Annotated in this window: 16 protein-coding genes; 8 read left to right on the top strand and 8 right to left on the bottom strand. The window is 44.9% G+C overall.

Annotation, left to right across the window (positions count from 1 at the left end; all coding sequences use genetic code 11):
- The first annotated feature begins 283 nt into the window (after nt 1-283).
- Complete coding sequence (locus Q1A08_RS19640) at nt 284-1,945, top strand: Zn-dependent hydrolase (RefSeq protein ID WP_299776104.1); 1,662 nt, start codon at nt 284-286, stop codon at nt 1,943-1,945.
- 65 nt (nt 1,946-2,010) lie between these two features.
- Here Q1A08_RS19640 and Q1A08_RS19635 read toward each other — a convergent pair whose 3' ends face one another.
- On the bottom strand, nt 2,011-2,472 hold the full coding sequence (locus tag Q1A08_RS19635) for a Fur family transcriptional regulator (protein WP_299776103.1): 462 nt from the start codon (nt 2,470-2,472) through the stop codon (nt 2,011-2,013).
- Nucleotides 2,473-2,708: 236 nt separating this feature from the next.
- Here Q1A08_RS19635 and Q1A08_RS19630 point away from each other — a divergent pair, with 236 nt between their 5' ends.
- From Q1A08_RS19630 to Q1A08_RS19610, 5 genes are read left to right on the top strand one after another with little or no spacing between them, the layout of a single operon-like run.
- Nucleotides 2,709-3,335, top strand: coding sequence for a DUF1826 domain-containing protein (locus Q1A08_RS19630; protein ID WP_299776102.1), 627 nt, complete (start codon nt 2,709-2,711; stop codon nt 3,333-3,335).
- The gene (locus Q1A08_RS19625; protein ID WP_299776101.1) at nt 3,335-3,946 is read left to right on the top strand and encodes a DUF2796 domain-containing protein; all 612 of its coding nucleotides are present in this window, start codon (nt 3,335-3,337) and stop codon (nt 3,944-3,946) included. The genes Q1A08_RS19630 and Q1A08_RS19625 overlap by 1 nt, the downstream gene beginning before the upstream one ends.
- Nucleotides 3,947-3,951: 5 nt before the next feature.
- Complete coding sequence (locus Q1A08_RS19620; protein ID WP_299776100.1) at nt 3,952-5,286, top strand: dihydroorotase; 1,335 nt, start codon at nt 3,952-3,954, stop codon at nt 5,284-5,286.
- Nucleotides 5,283-6,215 carry a GTP cyclohydrolase FolE2 gene (gene folE2, locus Q1A08_RS19615; RefSeq protein WP_299776099.1) on the top strand — a complete coding sequence of 311 codons (933 nt, stop codon included), beginning with the start codon at nt 5,283-5,285 and terminating at the stop codon, nt 6,213-6,215. The genes Q1A08_RS19620 and folE2 overlap by 4 nt, the downstream gene beginning before the upstream one ends.
- Nucleotides 6,208-6,768, top strand: a complete 561-nt coding sequence (locus tag Q1A08_RS19610) for a DapH/DapD/GlmU-related protein (RefSeq protein ID WP_299776098.1) — start codon at nt 6,208-6,210, stop codon at nt 6,766-6,768. Before folE2 ends, Q1A08_RS19610 begins: the two co-directional genes overlap by 8 nt.
- Nucleotides 6,769-6,803: 35 nt before the next feature.
- Here the strand turns inward: Q1A08_RS19610 and Q1A08_RS19605 are convergent, their stop codons facing one another.
- Entirely contained in the window at nt 6,804-7,520 is a 717-nt protein-coding gene (locus Q1A08_RS19605; RefSeq protein ID WP_299776097.1) for a DUF3299 domain-containing protein, read from the bottom strand.
- Nucleotides 7,521-7,679: 159 nt separating this feature from the next.
- Between Q1A08_RS19605 and Q1A08_RS19600 the strand changes: the two genes are divergently transcribed.
- Together Q1A08_RS19600 and Q1A08_RS19595 are read left to right on the top strand one after the other, a co-directional pair.
- Complete coding sequence (locus Q1A08_RS19600) at nt 7,680-8,348, top strand: ATP-binding cassette domain-containing protein (RefSeq protein ID WP_299776096.1); 669 nt, start codon at nt 7,680-7,682, stop codon at nt 8,346-8,348.
- Nucleotides 8,348-9,583 (top strand): ABC transporter permease, encoded by a 1,236-nt coding sequence (locus Q1A08_RS19595; RefSeq protein ID WP_299776094.1) that lies wholly within the window; start codon nt 8,348-8,350, stop codon nt 9,581-9,583. The genes Q1A08_RS19600 and Q1A08_RS19595 overlap by 1 nt, the downstream gene beginning before the upstream one ends.
- Nucleotides 9,584-9,640: 57 nt before the next feature.
- Here Q1A08_RS19595 and Q1A08_RS19590 read toward each other — a convergent pair whose 3' ends face one another.
- The 6 genes from Q1A08_RS19590 to Q1A08_RS19565 form a co-directional block, all read right to left on the bottom strand.
- Nucleotides 9,641-10,369 carry a VacJ family lipoprotein gene (locus Q1A08_RS19590; protein ID WP_299776092.1) on the bottom strand — a complete coding sequence of 243 codons (729 nt, stop codon included), beginning with the start codon at nt 10,367-10,369 and terminating at the stop codon, nt 9,641-9,643.
- 176 nt (nt 10,370-10,545) lie between these two features.
- Nucleotides 10,546-10,959 (bottom strand): hypothetical protein, encoded by a 414-nt coding sequence (locus tag Q1A08_RS19585; protein WP_299776090.1) that lies wholly within the window; start codon nt 10,957-10,959, stop codon nt 10,546-10,548.
- A 129-nt stretch (nt 10,960-11,088) separates the two neighbouring features.
- On the bottom strand, nt 11,089-12,015 hold the full coding sequence (locus tag Q1A08_RS19580) for a porin (protein WP_299776088.1): 927 nt from the start codon (nt 12,013-12,015) through the stop codon (nt 11,089-11,091).
- Nucleotides 12,016-12,535: 520 nt separating this feature from the next.
- The gene (locus Q1A08_RS19575; RefSeq protein WP_299776086.1) at nt 12,536-13,291 is read right to left on the bottom strand and encodes a putative DNA-binding domain-containing protein; all 756 of its coding nucleotides are present in this window, start codon (nt 13,289-13,291) and stop codon (nt 12,536-12,538) included.
- The gene (locus Q1A08_RS19570) at nt 13,284-14,174 is read right to left on the bottom strand and encodes a DUF692 domain-containing protein (RefSeq protein WP_299776084.1); all 891 of its coding nucleotides are present in this window, start codon (nt 14,172-14,174) and stop codon (nt 13,284-13,286) included. The genes Q1A08_RS19575 and Q1A08_RS19570 overlap by 8 nt, the downstream gene beginning before the upstream one ends.
- A 346-nt stretch (nt 14,175-14,520) precedes the next feature.
- Complete coding sequence (locus Q1A08_RS19565) at nt 14,521-15,102, bottom strand: hypothetical protein (RefSeq protein ID WP_299776081.1); 582 nt, start codon at nt 15,100-15,102, stop codon at nt 14,521-14,523.
- Between the last annotated feature and the right edge of the window lie 293 nt (nt 15,103-15,395).

Genomic DNA, 15,395 nt, shown 5'->3' with positions numbered 1-15,395 from the left:
ATGTCTTGGGTGGGGGACTCTTTGCAGGGGCGTCTCCGACTTGACCAAATCCCCTGGAGGGATTTTGGGCTTGGCCGAAGGCTGAGCGCATGGATAGCGCGAATCCAAGAGGAGCCGAGCTGGCATGGACGCCGCTTTTTGCGTACCCGGCAAAGAGTCCCCCACCCAAGACATGCGGTCAGACCTGCACACTCTTCAAACACCTTTCTCTCATCAAATCTTCAGGGAACACTCCCACCAAGCGTCTTAACTAAGTAAACAAAAGACACTACAGGAGTGGATGATGAACCCAATCAGCAAACTGGGCCGAAAATTAACCGGTGCCGCCTTATTGAGCTTAGCGGTAAGCCATAGCGCCCTAGCCGCCGAGCCCCAGCTACTCAATCCAGAATTATTGCCCGAATTCAAAGACCGCTTGGATATCTACCAAGAGGTTACTCTAAACAGCGATCTTAGCCACCTAAGTGCCAATCAAAAGAAAATGCTGGCCGTGTTGATTGATGCCTCAAAAATCATGGATGATCTATTTTGGCAACAGGCATTCTATCAAGACAAAGAGAGCTTCCTTGCCAGCATCAAAGATCCAAAGGTTCGTGAATTTGCCAACATCAACTATGGCCCCTGGGATCGCCTACAAGCCGACCAGCCGTTTTTGAGTGCTTACAAAGAGAAGGCTCTAGGTGCTGAGTTTTACCCACACAGCATGAGCAAAGAAAACTTCGAAAAACAAAACTTTGCCGATAAAAAAGGCCTCTACTCATTAGTTAAAGAAAAAGACGGTAAGCTGGAAACCCAAGCGTATAGCCAAGCCTATGCCAAGCAACTTAGCGAGGCCGCCAAGCTATTAGAGCGTGCAGCAAACCTTGCCGAAGATAAAGACTTCGCCAACTATTTGCGCCTGCGTGCAAAGGCCATCACCAGTGATGACTACCAGCCTTCCGATATGGCATGGATGGATATGAAAAATAATCCGATAGATGTTGTGATTGGTGCGATCGAAACCTATGAAGATCAGCTTTATGGATACCGCGCCGCCTATGAGGCCTATGTCCTTGTAAAAGACATGTCCTGGAGTAAGCGCCTAGCCAAGTTTGCAAGCACACTGCCTGCGTTGCAAAAGGGCTTACCTGTACCTGAAAAGTACAAGCAAGAAATGCCGGGTAGTAACGCCGATCTAAACGCCTACGATGTCATTTATTATGCTGGGCATTCTAATGCGGGTGGTAAAACCATCGCCATTAACCTACCCAATGACGAAGAAGTTCAGTTATCAAAAGGCACACGCCGTTTGCAGCTTAAGAATGCTATGCAAGCCAAGTTTGATCATATTCTAAAACCAATTTCTGAAGTATTGATCGTTCCCGAGCAACGCAAAAATATTACTTTCAATGCCTTCTTTAGCAACACCATGTTCCACGAAGTCGCCCACGGCCTTGGCATTAAAAATACCATCAATGGCAAAGGTACTGTTCGACAAGCATTAAAAGAGCATGCTTCTGCACTGGAAGAAGGTAAGGCCGACATTCTAGGTTTATACATGGTTAGCCAGCTATTAAAAGATGGCATGATCACCGAAGGCAAGCTGGAAGATTATTACACCACCTTCCTAGCGGGTATTTTTCGCTCGGTTCGCTTTGGTGCCAGCTCTGCCCATGGTAAAGCCAATATGATTCGTTTTAATTATTTCGCCGAAAAAGGCGCTTTTTATCGTAACGACAAAGGCCAGTATGGCGTAAACATGGATAATATGAGCAAAGCCATGGCGTCGTTATCTGAGCTAATATTACGTTTACAAGGTGAAGGCGACTACCAAGGTGTTGGTAAGCTTTTTGACGAAAAAGGTAATATTGGTAAAGGCCTGGCGGCTGATTTAGCCCGTTTGCAAGAAGCCAATATCCCTGTGGACATTACCTTTAAGCAAGGTAAGCAAGTACTCGGCTTATAAATAAAAACGGCAGCGTGTTTTGCACGCTGCCGTTTTTTAATTAAATCGATCTATTGATACAAAGCTTACGACTCTGAACATTCTCCACATAAGCACTCCAGCTCAACACTTGGGTGCCGCATCTTAAAGCCCGCAGAACTGACGTTTTTCTGAATTTCCTTGAGCAGCTTCGGCTCCATCATAACCTCTTTTACTGTTTTACATTGGCTACAGATTAAGAACTGGGAAGCGCTGTGTGGATGCGAGCAGGCAATATGAGAACAAGCAATGTATTTATTTGCAGAGTTCAGCTTGTGGACCAAATTAGCCTCGGCCAAAAAATCCAAAATACGGTAGGCCGAGTTCGGCGGCATATTTTGCTCGGCCTGGGCATTGTATAGATCTACCACCTCATAAGGAGATAAAGGCGCCTCGGCTTCCAGCATCAACCTAAGAATTTGTTCCCGCTTTTGCGTTAAACGCAAACCCGATTCGCTACAGCGCTGATGAGCGCTATCTAAACAGGCTTGCACTTCTTGAACTCCCACGAGCCACCTCTCTTATTGCCTCCGATTGAAGGCCCACCATAAAAGCCAGCACTGTACCCCATTAATCAACAAGCCGCTAGCAAAGAGCCCCTAGGGCAACCATTTCAAGCGCACACCATGGACAGAGCTAAATAAGCTTGTTTTTATCACCACAAATGTGCAATGATATAACATATCATTTAGAAGAGCATATGTGAAAACAAACCGATAAACAAGATTCAACACCTAGGAATACCATGAAATCAGCTCAAGTTCTAAGCCTGCCATTAGCTCGCCCAGAGATATCGGATAAGGCTGACATTCTCGCAAAGATCTATGAAGAGCATTGCAATATTGCCATTTGGCAACGAGAGATCAGCCCGGCTATCAACGAAGAGTTAGAAACACTATTGGCACGCCAGCATGCTCTTGAGCTGCGTGAAATAGTGAGCCCTGAGAATGCCCAAACTATGTTAATGCGAAAAAAATTGGGCGCTAAATTAAGCCAAGATATAGCCCAGCTTATCGATATGTTCTGCTGTTTGTTTGGGCTGCAACAAGCAGGAATGCGGTTACGCGTGCTCGATCATGCTATGTGCCCTCGCTTTCATGTCGACCAAGTTCCCTGCCGCTTGGTACACAGTTACTGCGGCCCAGGTACAGAGTGGATTGCCGACCATAAAGATCTAAAGGCTATTAACGCTCTAACTAGTGATTGCAGCGATGATCGTAATCATAAGGACAATAAAACACGCCAGTTAAATGCAGGCGATGTCGCCTTGCTTAAAGGTGGCTCTTGGGAGGGCTCGATGATCCCTGCTTTAATTCATCGTTCGCCTAAAGCCGATGAAAAACGCTTATTACTCACCTTAGATTTTGCTTGATGATTAATTGTAGAGATTTCGAGATGCCTGCCACTGTTATCTTTTTCACCAAGGTCTGTTTTTTAATACTCAGCTTTTCCTGCTTATGCTATGGACATAGCGAGCACCATCACAAAACCATTAGCGCACACAAACATGGCGAAGCTGAGATGAGCATCGCCATGGAAGGTGAGGATATTGAAATAGATTTACAAAGCTCTGCTGCCGATATTGTAGGTTTTGAGCATAAAGCGCATAAGAAAGATGAAAAACTAAAGCTAGCCCAGGCAAAGCTCAAACTTCAAGCCGCTCGCTCGATTTTTCAATTCGAAGGCGGCGACTGCAAACTGCTTGAACATAACTCCGACTTTTCTGCAGTCGAAGATAAAAGAAGCAATATTGCAGATCATATACATACTACCCACATCAGTATTCCCGAAGCCAAGCAGCATAGCGATATTAGTGCACACTATCATTTCAACTGCACAAATATCGATCACATAAAAAGCTTGAGCGTAAACCTAAACGAGATATTTCCTGCCATTGAGAAATTAGATGTTAGCTGGATTAAAAATCAGCATCAGGGGCACGAAGAACTCAGCAAAAACCATAGCAAAGTGATCTTTAAGTAGTCCTAATGACAAAAGCAACACTGTTAAAAAATGCCTTGGTGATCAATCAAGGTAACTGCATTGAAGCAGACCTTCTAATCAAAGGGGATAAAATCGATAGCATCGCTGGAAGCATAAGTGCTAACAACAATTACCGTGTTATTGATTTACAGGGAAAAACTCTTTTACCTGGGATGATCGATGACCAAGTTCATTTTCGTGAACCAGGACTTACTCATAAGGGCACTATCGCCAGCGAATCACGTGCTGCAGTCGCAGGTGGCATAAGCAGCTTTATGGAGATGCCAAATGTAGATCCTAGCACCACCAGTATTGCAGCCTTAGAAAGCAAATTTGAATTAGCTAAACACAACTCCTTTGGCAATTACTCGTTCTATCTAGGAGCTACAGAAGACAACCTCGACGAGATCAAAGCACTAGATCCAAAATCACACTGCGGTCTAAAGGTGTTTATGGGGGCGTCTACAGGAAATCTTCTTGTGGAAGATAGCGAAAAGCTCGAAGCCATATTTAGAGAGTGTCCAAGCCTTATTGTGACGCATTGCGAAGATGGCAAAACCATCGCAAATAACTTACAGGCCTACCAAGAGATTGGTTTGAAACCGAGCATAGTGGATCACCCCAAAATTCGAGACACTGAAGCCTGCTATCGCTCTTCTTCTCTAGCTGTAGCGCTGGCCAAAAAGCACCAAAGCCAATTACACGTGCTCCATATCAGCAGCGAAAAAGAGCTCGAGCTGTTCGATTCAGGGCCTATTGATAACAAACACATAACAGCCGAAGCCTGTGTACACCACCTTTGGTTTTCCGAGGAGGATTACCCTAGGCGCGGCAACTTAATCAAGTGTAACCCTGCTATCAAAAAGGCCAGCGACAGAAGTGCGCTTCTTAACGCAGTGAGAAATGGCACTATTGATATCATCGCCACCGATCACGCCCCGCATACCTGGCAAGAGAAGCAACAGCCTTACCTTACTGCACCGGCAGGATTACCCCTAGTACAACATGCCCTGCTAAGCCTGCTAGATCATGTCAACAATGGAATTTTGAGTTTATTTGATGTGGTAGAGAAAACCGCCCACAACCCTGCCAGGCGATATCAAATTGATAGAAGAGGCTTTATTAAAGAAGGGTACTTTGCCGATTTAGTCGCAGTTGATTTCGAGAACAACACAATGGCCTGCCATGACAATAATTATTACCATTGCCAATGGACACCCTTTCAGGGGCATCGATTTTCGTCAAAAATCAGCTCTACCTGGGTCAATGGCCAACAGGTCTTTGACGGAAATAAAATCATCAGCGATCCATGTGCACAACGATTAGCTTTTAACAAATGAACAGTCTCAACCCGAACACGCTTTCAGATATAACGGAAAAAAAAGAATACCAAAACGCCAGCTGCTTACAGTGGGTTGGCATGGAAGGTATTGCATTACCGATTCGGCTTAGTGGTAGTAGTCTTGCTCAAGAACAACTTAACGCAGAGGTCGACATCTACGTAAGCTTAGACGACCCAGAGCAAAAAGGCATTCATATGTCTCGCCTTTATCTAGCGCTTAAGCAGCAACTTAGCCATCAAGACTTAAATACTAACAGGCTAAAGTTGCTACTTGAAAACTGCGTCGCTGGGCAAGATGGCATCAGTCAAAATGCCAAGCTACAACTGAGATTTCCGCTTTGCCTCAAAAAACCAGCTTTACTAAGCGAATACTCTGGGTATCAAAGCTACCCCATTCAATTCTCCTTGGAGTATCGACAGGGCGAGTTTTTTCACGACTTACTATTAGAAATACCGTATTCCAGTACTTGCCCCTACTCAGCATCCCTATCGCGCCAACTATTGGCAGATCGCCTACAGCAGCGATTCGAAATTGAGCCCTTTGATGCCAATACAATACTGAATTGGATTAAGTCTGAAGAAGGGTCGGTCGCAACACCCCATAGCCAGCGCTCCATGGCTTATATAAACTTGAAGCTCGAGAATTTTTATCCGAAGAAACTTCCACAACTTATTTTCGAGATTGAGAAAAGCATTGGCACTCCCGTTCAAACAGCCGTAAAGCGGGAAGATGAACAAGAGTTCGCCCGCCTAAACGCTGAAAATCTCATGTTCTGCGAAGACGCGGCAAAGCGAATAAAGTCAGCCTTACTTACAGACTCCAGCATCACCGATTTCTATATCAAAGTAGAACACCAAGAAAGCTTGCATGCCCATAATGCCGTAGCTATTGATAGTAAATTTTATTCGAGATATAACCGTGATTAGACCAAACCCTAGCGGCGACCAGCCTCAAATTTCTCATAGTGCTTTTATTGACCCAACGGCCATTATCTGCGGAAAGGTTATAATTGAAGACAATGTATTTGTAGGACCCTACGCCGTGATTCGGGCTGATGAAATTAATGCACAAGGCACAATGATGCCTATCCGCATTGGTGCCAATAGCAACATTCAGGACGGCGTGGTTATTCACTCGGTGGCAGGTGCTGAGGTCAGCATAGGTGAACGTTGTTCAATCGCACACCGTAGTATTATTCACGGCCCCTGCCAAATAGCTAACAATGTCTTTGTTGGTTTCAACAGTGTGGTTTTCAGAAGTTTTGTGGGGGATAACTGTGTTATTCGCCATAATGCTGTAATTGATGGTATCGACATACCAGCAAATTGCCATGTACCACCACTAAGCCGAATGGAAAATGAGGAAGACTTAAGCAAACTTGGCAATTTATCTGAGCCACAAAAAGAATTTTCCAAAGCGGTAGTCGCTGCCAATAAATACCTTAGCGACGGCTATCAGAAAATTTACGGCGAACTATAAGCTTTCTTTAGCTACACCCTAGAGATATACTTTTCTTAGTGATCAAACAACTCATAGTCCAACACCTCCATTTGGTAAGCCGAGGTCGCCGTATCATTTTCAACGACCGAAGAGCTCAAAACACCTGATAGCCAAAATGGATCATAGAGTGTATCCATTTTTATACCCCGCTCCAGTTTGGCATAGATCATTTGATTTGGTGGGGGCGGGGGCATATGTAGGCAAGCGCCGTAATACGGCACCAAAAACAACTCCGTTACTCTCTGCTCTTCATCCATATCCAAAGGCACAATAAAGCCCGGAATTCGTACGGCAAGACCATCTAGCTCGGCTACAGTTTTTGTTGATGTCATTGCGCGCATATAGTCATCATCCATGGCATCGTTTAAGGCGCCCTCAATAGATAAGCTAAACTTATCTTCCTCACTACCCTCTTCTATATCTGCGATATATTCTGGCGGACTCATTAAGACCTTGAGATCATCTTCAGGTATCAAATCCATCCACTCAACAGGCTTAAAATAGTCGATTTTTTTCGTGCCGACTTTGCCTTGCGGCACCTTGGTGGCCGATTTCGACTCTTCCGCCAGCTCATTAATTAGCTCGTCAGCTTCCATAATCACGACCACATCGGTCTCGCCGTCTCGCTCAGTCGAGCAGGCCGAAATCAATATAAAGCTCGCACAAACGAGAGCCAGCCTCAAAACAAAGCGTTTACTAAAAGAAAATACTGAAGTTATCAATCCGTACATTTTTTACTCTGCACAAGTGCCACTGAATGTCATTAACGAGCCCATAAAAGGCATTCAAATCAAACCCAATATGTTATGTTATAACATCACCAAGATAATGCATACCCACTGTAAACATAGGCTATGCGGAAGACAATTTTGAGCAAACGGTAGACAGTCTTGATTGAGATAAGAGATTTAAGCTTTCGCCACCCGAGGCAAAACAAGCCCTTTATTGAGATCCCCCATTGGCGGCTAAAGCAGGGCGAGCAAGTGCTTATTCATGGTCCTTCAGGCTGTGGCAAGTCAACTTTTCTCAACTTGCTAAGCGGAATGCTTACTCCACAAGAAGGAGAAATTTGCATTCTTGGTCAGGATATCGTCAAGCTCAGCCGTAGGCAGCAAGATCGTTTTAGAGCTCAGCACACCGCTTATATATTTCAGCAGTTCAATCTCATCCCCTACCTAAACGCCATAGAGAATATTGAGCTGGAGTCTCAGTTTTCGGGCAATAATAATCCGGTCGGCAAAACCTCGGCTGGGGAGATGCTTGAGCGCTTGAATCTACCGAAACCTTGCTGGCAGCAAGCTGTTAGAGAACTCAGTATAGGGCAGCAACAACGCGTTGCGATAGCGCGCGCCCTACTAAAAAAACCAAAGCTGCTCTTAGCCGACGAGCCAAGCTCTGCGTTGGATGCGAAAAATCGTGATGATTTTATGCGTACATTGAAGTCATTACTCGAGGAGCTCGATTGCAGCTTGCTCATGGTTAGTCACGATGAGGCCTTACAAGCGCATTTTGAATGCATACAAGCTTTTGAAAACATCGTTCAGCGAGGCGTCAAGTGATGTTTATCAGACTAGCCTATAAGAGCCTATTGAATAGAAAAGAATCTTTAATCATCAGTCTCATCGCTCTTAGTGTAAGCATCTTTGTTTTGCTGGGGGTTGAGCACATTCGACTGCAATCAAAAGAAAGTTTTTCCAAAGCCATTTCAGGTACCGATCTTATAGTCGGTGCGCGCAGCGGCCCACTGAATCTTCTTTTATATTCTGTGTTCCATATCGGTTCACCCAATAATAATTTGAGCTGGCAAAGCTATCAAGAGATAGCCGAGCACCCCAAGGTAAAGTGGTCTATACCTTTATCGATGGGTGACTCACACCGGGGCTACCGCGTTATCGCCAGCAATCAAGATTATTTTAAATACTTCCAATATGGCCAAAACCAAACCCTGCAATTTGAGCAGGGCCATGCATACGAGACTGTTCTGGACGTGGTTTTAGGGGCTGAAGTTGCGCAACGCCTAGGGTATAAAGTCGGCGACAAACTTCATATTGCCCACGGCATAGGTTCCAGTAGCTTTCACCAACACGATGATTACAGTTTTACCGTAAGTGGCATTCTCAAAGCTACCGGTACTGCCGTAGACAAATCTTTAATTAGCAGCTTAGCCGGCATTGAAATTATTCATGATAAGCAGCTGGCAAACTCATTGGATCCAAGTAACTTAAAACTAGAAAATAGCGACATAAGCAGCCACAGCATTACCGCATTTATGCTGGGCTTAGAGAGGAAGATTGATATATTCAAGCTGCAAAGATTGATTAGCAACTACCCAAGCGAGCCCCTGCTCGCTATTTTGCCGGGAGTCACCTTAAAAGAACTCTGGCATATGATGGGCAGCTTGGAAAATATCCTACGCTTGGTTTCAGCTCTTGTGCTTATATCAGCCCTACTGGGCTTGCTTGCCTTACAGATGGCCAATGCACGTGAACGTAAGCAGGAAATAAAATTACTAAGAGTTATTGGCGCTTCACCTATTTATATATTCTCGCTGGTTCAGCTTGAAACGCTTTTGCTCACAGTAGCAAGCATGGCACTCGGAGCATCCATGCTTTTTATTGCATTAAGCCTAGGGCAAAGCTTTTTAAGCAGCAAGTACGGAATATATATCAGCGCTGATTTTATTGGGCTTGAAACAGGCAAGCTGGCCGCGTGGATTTTGCTAGCGGCTATTCTCGCAGCTTGCTTACCTGCGGTGCAGGCTTACCGACATAGTTTAAGCGCACTTAAACAATAGGCAATAAAAAAGCCCGTCCGCTGGACGAGCTTTTATAAGCACTAATGCAGATAACTCTTAGAAATCTTCATCATCTAGATCAGCGCCAAAGTCATCTTCCACCTGGCCGTCATTGATCAGGTATTCACGACGCTGCAGGTAAGCATCACGAATGAAGCTGTATTTGTCGCCAGAAATTGCACCTTCGGCTCCTAGTAAGGATGCACGAGTATCAAGCAATTCTGTTGCAAATGTCGTATTACGAGTTGGTACATGATCAATGTGAGTTACCGGGTTCAGATAGCTATCTGCCGGCAAGCCAACACCATCACGCAGCGTAGTAGGGCCTAAAAATGGCAGGACAATATAAGGACCAGAATCTACGCCCCAAGCGGCCAATGTTTGACCAAAGTCTTCCCCGGTGCCCTTCTCTAAACCCATATGCTTGGCAACATCGAATAGACCCGCCAAACCGAAAGTAGAGTTAATCAATAAACGGCCGGTATCATTGCTGGCCTGGCCTATTTTGAATTGCAGCAAACCATTAACAATATTGCCTACTTCACCAAGGTTGCTAAATACATTGCTAACCCCGGTTTCCACGACATCTGGAGTAACCGCTTTATAGCCTTTGGCCAGTGGCTTCACTACAGCACCATCAATGGTGTCATTGAAAGCAAAGACACCTCGGTTAAAACCTTCCCATGGGTCAGCGGGATTTTCCTTTTGCTTGGCCTCTTCGGCCAAAGCGCCGGCAGCCAAACCCATACTGAGTAGTGCTGCAACGGCCATTTTGCGAATCGTCACGTTATTTCACCTAATATTTACCGTTAAACTATTGTAGGTTGCTTAGGCAGTTTGGACAATTCGAGTTTGTAAGGATTCCGCTATAGCTCTAATAAGATTTGTTAATAGCTCACTCCAGCAGGAGGGGCGACTTAGCAGGCTAAGAGTGAGCTAATTGTATACAATTCAGAGAAAAATCAGTTGCAACGATAATCAAACTGCAGATCTAGGCCGTTATTTGGGCCAACTGCATATTTTTCACCCTTTACTTCAAAGCCATTGGGGCATTCTTGGGCAATCAATTGCAGTAGTTCGAAACGGCGCTGAGACAGAGCATCGGCACTCTTTAGCCAGTCAATCTTCACAGCCTCTACCTTTTCGACCTTTTGCTTAAATTCTTTCGACGCAGTGGACTTCTTTTCACCACCATCAATTAAATCGTTCAACACCTTATTGATGCCGCTATTCTTACCACAAATATTGTAGTCGGACATATCTTCGTCATCGATATCAACAGCGTATACGCAGTCTTCATCATCTTCTTGAGCAATGGCCCAGGCCGGAAAAGATAGGCTAATGGCCAATAATAGACTGAGTAGAAGTGGCTTCATATTGATACTCCGAGCGAAGTTAAAGAGAGTTATTATAAAGTGGATACAAAAATGCCACTTGTATACAAGTGGCATTTTCTAAAATGAAGTGCCCCGTATTTAGAGTACGGGGCTGATCACAAAGGGATCTTAGAACTTCATTTCGATGCCGATACCAGCGTAATCGTTATCTTCCGCTAGGTTATCAGCTTCTTCGTGGGTGTAGAAACCGAACAACTTGGTTTTCTTAGACAGTTTGTAGTCCATACCCAAGCTCCAAGTCTTGGCATCGTCTTTAACGATGTCAGACTGACCGTACTGAGCTTTAAGAGCTACGTCTTTAGAAGCTTTCAACTTAGCAGAAACAACCCAGCCGTCACCGTCATTCAAAGAAGATGGGCCAGCGTCCTGATCTTCCCAAAGTACGCCCAACTGCAAAGAGCTCAACTTGAACTGACCAACAGCACGTACAACTTCAGCGCCTTCTTTTTCAACGTCCTGATCGTAAGCAACAGCCAAGTAAACACCAGCGTCTTTGTCGTTATATGCAACAGAAGAAGAGATGCCGTTATCTACGTTGTCATCTTCAGAAGCAACATAAGCAACTTTAGCTTGGATTGGGCCCCAAGACTTTGGAGAAGTGTACTGAACGGTGTTGCTAGTACGGTTGTCACTCTTAGTGATGATAGACTTGATATCACCTTCTAAGTCGTTGAATAGATCTACTTTCTTCTGGGCTTTCTTCAGAGGAGTATCGAACTTACCAGCGATAACCTGACCGAAACCACCTTCCAAACCAACGTAGATGTTACGCTGAGTGAAGGTCTGACCGTCTTTGTCACCGTCATCGATTTGAGTTTCGTATTCAAACTTATAGATAGCCTTCAGACCATTACCTAGGTCTTCTTTGCCTTTGAAGCCGATGCGAGAAGCGTTGCTTACTAATTCAGTGGTGCGATCACCTTTCTCGTCAGTAGACTGAAGAGAAACGTTTGCTTTACCGTAAACGGTTACATCAGCTAGAGCTGACATTGGCAGTGCAGCAGCAATAGCCAGAGGCAAAAGTGCTTTTTTCATGGAGTAGTCCCCTATATCGATTATTTCAGCTATCTGTTCAAACGCTAGTTAACGCGCTTTTATATTTTTAAGCGCCATCGTAGTGAAGGCACCCGGTACATCTAAAACTCAATTCAGAGCCCACCTACTATCATTTAAGCCCGCTATCGGCGTTTATGACAGAAACATTACAGATTTTTTAAAGCCCGGCTCTGACTCAAAAAATGAATGCAGCTAATCTACTCGCGAAATATTTCAGTTATATGACCAAAGCGAGGAATTAGTAGTGGAATTAAAAAAATTTAAATCGGCAATAAAATCAGGGGCTTACAAAGGGAGGATAAAAAACGCACAGAAGCAACTGAGCGCATTTTTACAGCAACTTGGCGCTTTAAGTTTCAAAAATTGAAAATTTAGACGCCACTTTGCGAATTGTTCAATAATGCACCACTTGTCGGAAGGCGCTTTGAAAAGCAAAAAGATACTCAAGAAGCTAAAAAACAAGCAAGATTGATCAAAAAGAAAACTGCCTAGATTTCAGCTAATAGAGAATGTTTTTAGACAGTAAATCTCGAACTAGACCAAGCGCAAAACTCAATATCTGCTGCGGCTGTGGATGCTGCATTTCATCAGCCAGCTGTAAAAGAACATCCCTTAAGCTTCTTTCATCATGCTCAGCCAATAACAGCAATAGACGGACAGTCACGGCATTAGATTGGATAAACTTCACTTCTTCGTCTTGGCGATAAACCACCAGAAAAGTATTTTCTGCCGGCACTGAGTCAGGCTGAAAATCTGGCCCAATTTGATGCACCGGAAACTGATAAGACAATGGCCACGCCAATGGCGACAGTTGCGGACGTGCATCGAGTAAGGCTTCGTCAGTCATTGTCAGTAAATCGCTACTCGTTGGCTCTTCCTCTTCGGAAACATCGAGTGCTAACTCGGTCCACTCATAATGGGCCAGCTCCAGCATAAATGGCGGATCATTCGGGCCCAATTCATATTCATTTTCTAAGAAGCGAAGAAATTCCTGGCTGATATGGAGAAAGTACGGTGAATGGCTCTCATGCTGAATTACAAATTTGCGCATCAAGCTGAGCCACTGCTCTTCACTATATAAGTCACGCAATACCGGAAAAGCGCCCGATATAAAACCTTCGATATTATTAAAAATCAGATCTTGGTAGATTTTCAAACGACGTCGCTCGACATCATCAGGGCCCGCGACATTGAGAGGGTCTCGCAAATGGCTCGCCATCTCATGTTGCAGCTGCCTTAAATTCTGCTTAGACATGCTGATTGCCCCCAAGCGGCTCTGCTGTTTGCTGTGTTGAAGTAAGCGCAGTAGCCTCGGCCTCAGCCTGTATAGATTTAATTTTATCTACTTCAATCATTAACTCATCAACTGGTGGGATATTAAAATCACGCTCCAGCAGCGTCGGCAATACACCAAACTTTTGATAGGCCCGAGCCAACAAGCCCCATACCGGATCAATCACATCGGCACCGTGAGTATCGACTTTTAAATCATCGGCCTCATCGTAATGGCCGGCAATATGAATATACTTAGCTCGCTCACCCGGAAGCTGATCAAGGAATTCTTCAGGCTTATAGCCGTGGTTGATGCTATTTACAAAAATATTATTTACGTCCAATAGCAAATCGCAATCAGCTTCTTCTAGAACCGCCCGGATAAACTCAATCTCACTCATCTCTTGCCCGGGAGCGCAATAATAAGAGGCGTTTTCCATCGCAATGCGCTCACCAAGAATGTCTTGTACCTGACGAATACGCTCGGCAGTGTAATGTACAGCTTCTTCAGTAAATGGAATGGGGAGTAAATCGTATAGATGGCCTTGCTCGCTGCAATAGGTTAAATGTTCTGAGTAATAAGGGACATTGTGCTCATTCATAAATTGACGAATAGATTTTACTAAATCGACATCGACAGGGTCTGGAGAGCCAATGGAAAGGGAGAGCCCATGGCAAATAATTGGAAAGCGCTCGCTATACTCTTTGAACATACGACCATAACGGCCGCCGACGCCAATCCAGTTTTCAGGGGCGACCTCCATAAACTGCACATCATCTAGGCTGAGTTTTTGCGCATCATCTAGCATACTGCGGCGCAAGCCAACGCCGACACCTTGCACAGGAAAGTTTTCAATTACTGACATATTAGTCTCCTGGTAATGGTTTGATGCTGCCTTAGCAGCGCTAATCTCACAAGCTAGATGATTTTTTGTTTTTTATTTACAGCGTCATGGCGCCCGCTGGATACGAACCAAAGGTATGTGGTAAATGCCTAAATTGCAGGAGCAAATTTAGGCCGGTCGTCCTGACCATGCCCAGCTCCTACGCCGTGGATGAACACCATCCAAGGTGTCCAGCCTGCGGCCAAGCCGAAATTCCCTCCAAGGGAATTGCTCAGGCGCCCGCTGGATACAGCTCATCCATGAGCATAAAAAAACGCCGCTATTGCGGCGCTTTTTTAGACTGAATAATGAATTTACTCAGCTAAGCTTAGGCAGCGCCACCGCATTTGCCTTCGCCACACTTACCTTCTTTAGAAGACTTTTTGTCGCCGCCGCACTTGCCTTCGCCACACTTACCTTCTTTAGAAGCTTTTTTGCCGCCGCACTTGCCTTCGCCGCACTTACCTTCTTTAGAAGCTTTTTTGCCGCCGCACTTGCCTTCGCCACACTTACCTTCACCGGCTTTTTTGCCGCCGCATTTACCTTCGCCGCACTTGCCTTCTTTAGAAGCTTTTTTGCCGCCGCACTTACCTTCGCCGCACTTACCTTCTTTAGAAGCTTTTTTGTCGCCGCCGCACTTACCTTCACCGCACTTGCCTTCTTTAGAAGCTTTTTTGTCGCCGCCGCATTTACCTTCACCGCACTTGCCTTCGCCGGCTTTTTTACCTTCGCCGCACTTACCTTCGCCACACTTGCCTTCCATATCGGCAGCAGCTAGCTGGTAACCACTGCTTAGTTCAGTGGCTGCAAATGGGTTTTCAGAAGCCGCTACGGTGCTCATGGAAGCAGATGCCAACATTGCCGCACCAACAGCCGCAGCGATAGGAGTCATTGTAGTTTTTTTAGACATAATTCATTTCCTCTGTATATGCGTATGTACTGTTCTATTCTGTACTGTTATGCGACAAGGCGCATGTTATTGAAATTACACATCATTACTGGCTAAAGCAGCTCTAGAAGGTTAGAACAAAACCAGAATAAGTAAAAGCTTTAACTCTGCCAAGCCACTGTATAACGAGTTAAAGCGCTTGGCGATTGCAAAAACTTGCGATGTGTGAAGTATGACTCAAGATACTGGGAAAAGTTGTCACGGTTCTATCACAAGCCACTAACGAATAGAGGAAAAACCCTTCACAGCAAGGG

The sequence above is a fragment of the uncultured Pseudoteredinibacter sp. genome (genome assembly GCF_947500695.1).
In the GTDB taxonomy this organism is placed as follows: Bacteria; Pseudomonadota; Gammaproteobacteria; order Pseudomonadales; family Cellvibrionaceae; genus Pseudoteredinibacter.
Note: the sequence above shows the minus strand (reverse complement) of the source record. Positions and strands in the feature narration are given on the sequence as shown.

What these genes read in the sequence shown, in the direction of transcription:
- Q1A08_RS19565 (WP_299776081.1), bottom strand. Translation starts at nt 15,102, where the DNA reads ATGTCTAAAAAAACTACAATGACTCCTATCGCTGCGGCTGTTGGTGCG.
- Q1A08_RS19630 (WP_299776102.1), top strand. Translation starts at nt 2,709, where the DNA reads ATGAAATCAGCTCAAGTTCTAAGCCTGCCATTAGCTCGCCCAGAGATA.
- Q1A08_RS19575 (WP_299776086.1), bottom strand. Translation starts at nt 13,291, where the DNA reads ATGTCTAAGCAGAATTTAAGGCAGCTGCAACATGAGATGGCGAGCCAT.
- Q1A08_RS19570 (WP_299776084.1), bottom strand. Translation starts at nt 14,174, where the DNA reads ATGTCAGTAATTGAAAACTTTCCTGTGCAAGGTGTCGGCGTTGGCTTG.
- Q1A08_RS19585 (WP_299776090.1), bottom strand. Translation starts at nt 10,959, where the DNA reads ATGAAGCCACTTCTACTCAGTCTATTATTGGCCATTAGCCTATCTTTT.
- Q1A08_RS19595 (WP_299776094.1), top strand. Translation starts at nt 8,348, where the DNA reads ATGTTTATCAGACTAGCCTATAAGAGCCTATTGAATAGAAAAGAATCT.
- Q1A08_RS19640 (WP_299776104.1), top strand. Translation starts at nt 284, where the DNA reads ATGAACCCAATCAGCAAACTGGGCCGAAAATTAACCGGTGCCGCCTTA.
- folE2 (WP_299776099.1), top strand. Translation starts at nt 5,283, where the DNA reads ATGAACAGTCTCAACCCGAACACGCTTTCAGATATAACGGAAAAAAAA.
- Q1A08_RS19580 (WP_299776088.1), bottom strand. Translation starts at nt 12,015, where the DNA reads ATGAAAAAAGCACTTTTGCCTCTGGCTATTGCTGCTGCACTGCCAATG.
- Q1A08_RS19605 (WP_299776097.1), bottom strand. Translation starts at nt 7,520, where the DNA reads ATGTACGGATTGATAACTTCAGTATTTTCTTTTAGTAAACGCTTTGTT.
- Q1A08_RS19625 (WP_299776101.1), top strand. Translation starts at nt 3,335, where the DNA reads ATGATTAATTGTAGAGATTTCGAGATGCCTGCCACTGTTATCTTTTTC.
- Q1A08_RS19620 (WP_299776100.1), top strand. Translation starts at nt 3,952, where the DNA reads ATGACAAAAGCAACACTGTTAAAAAATGCCTTGGTGATCAATCAAGGT.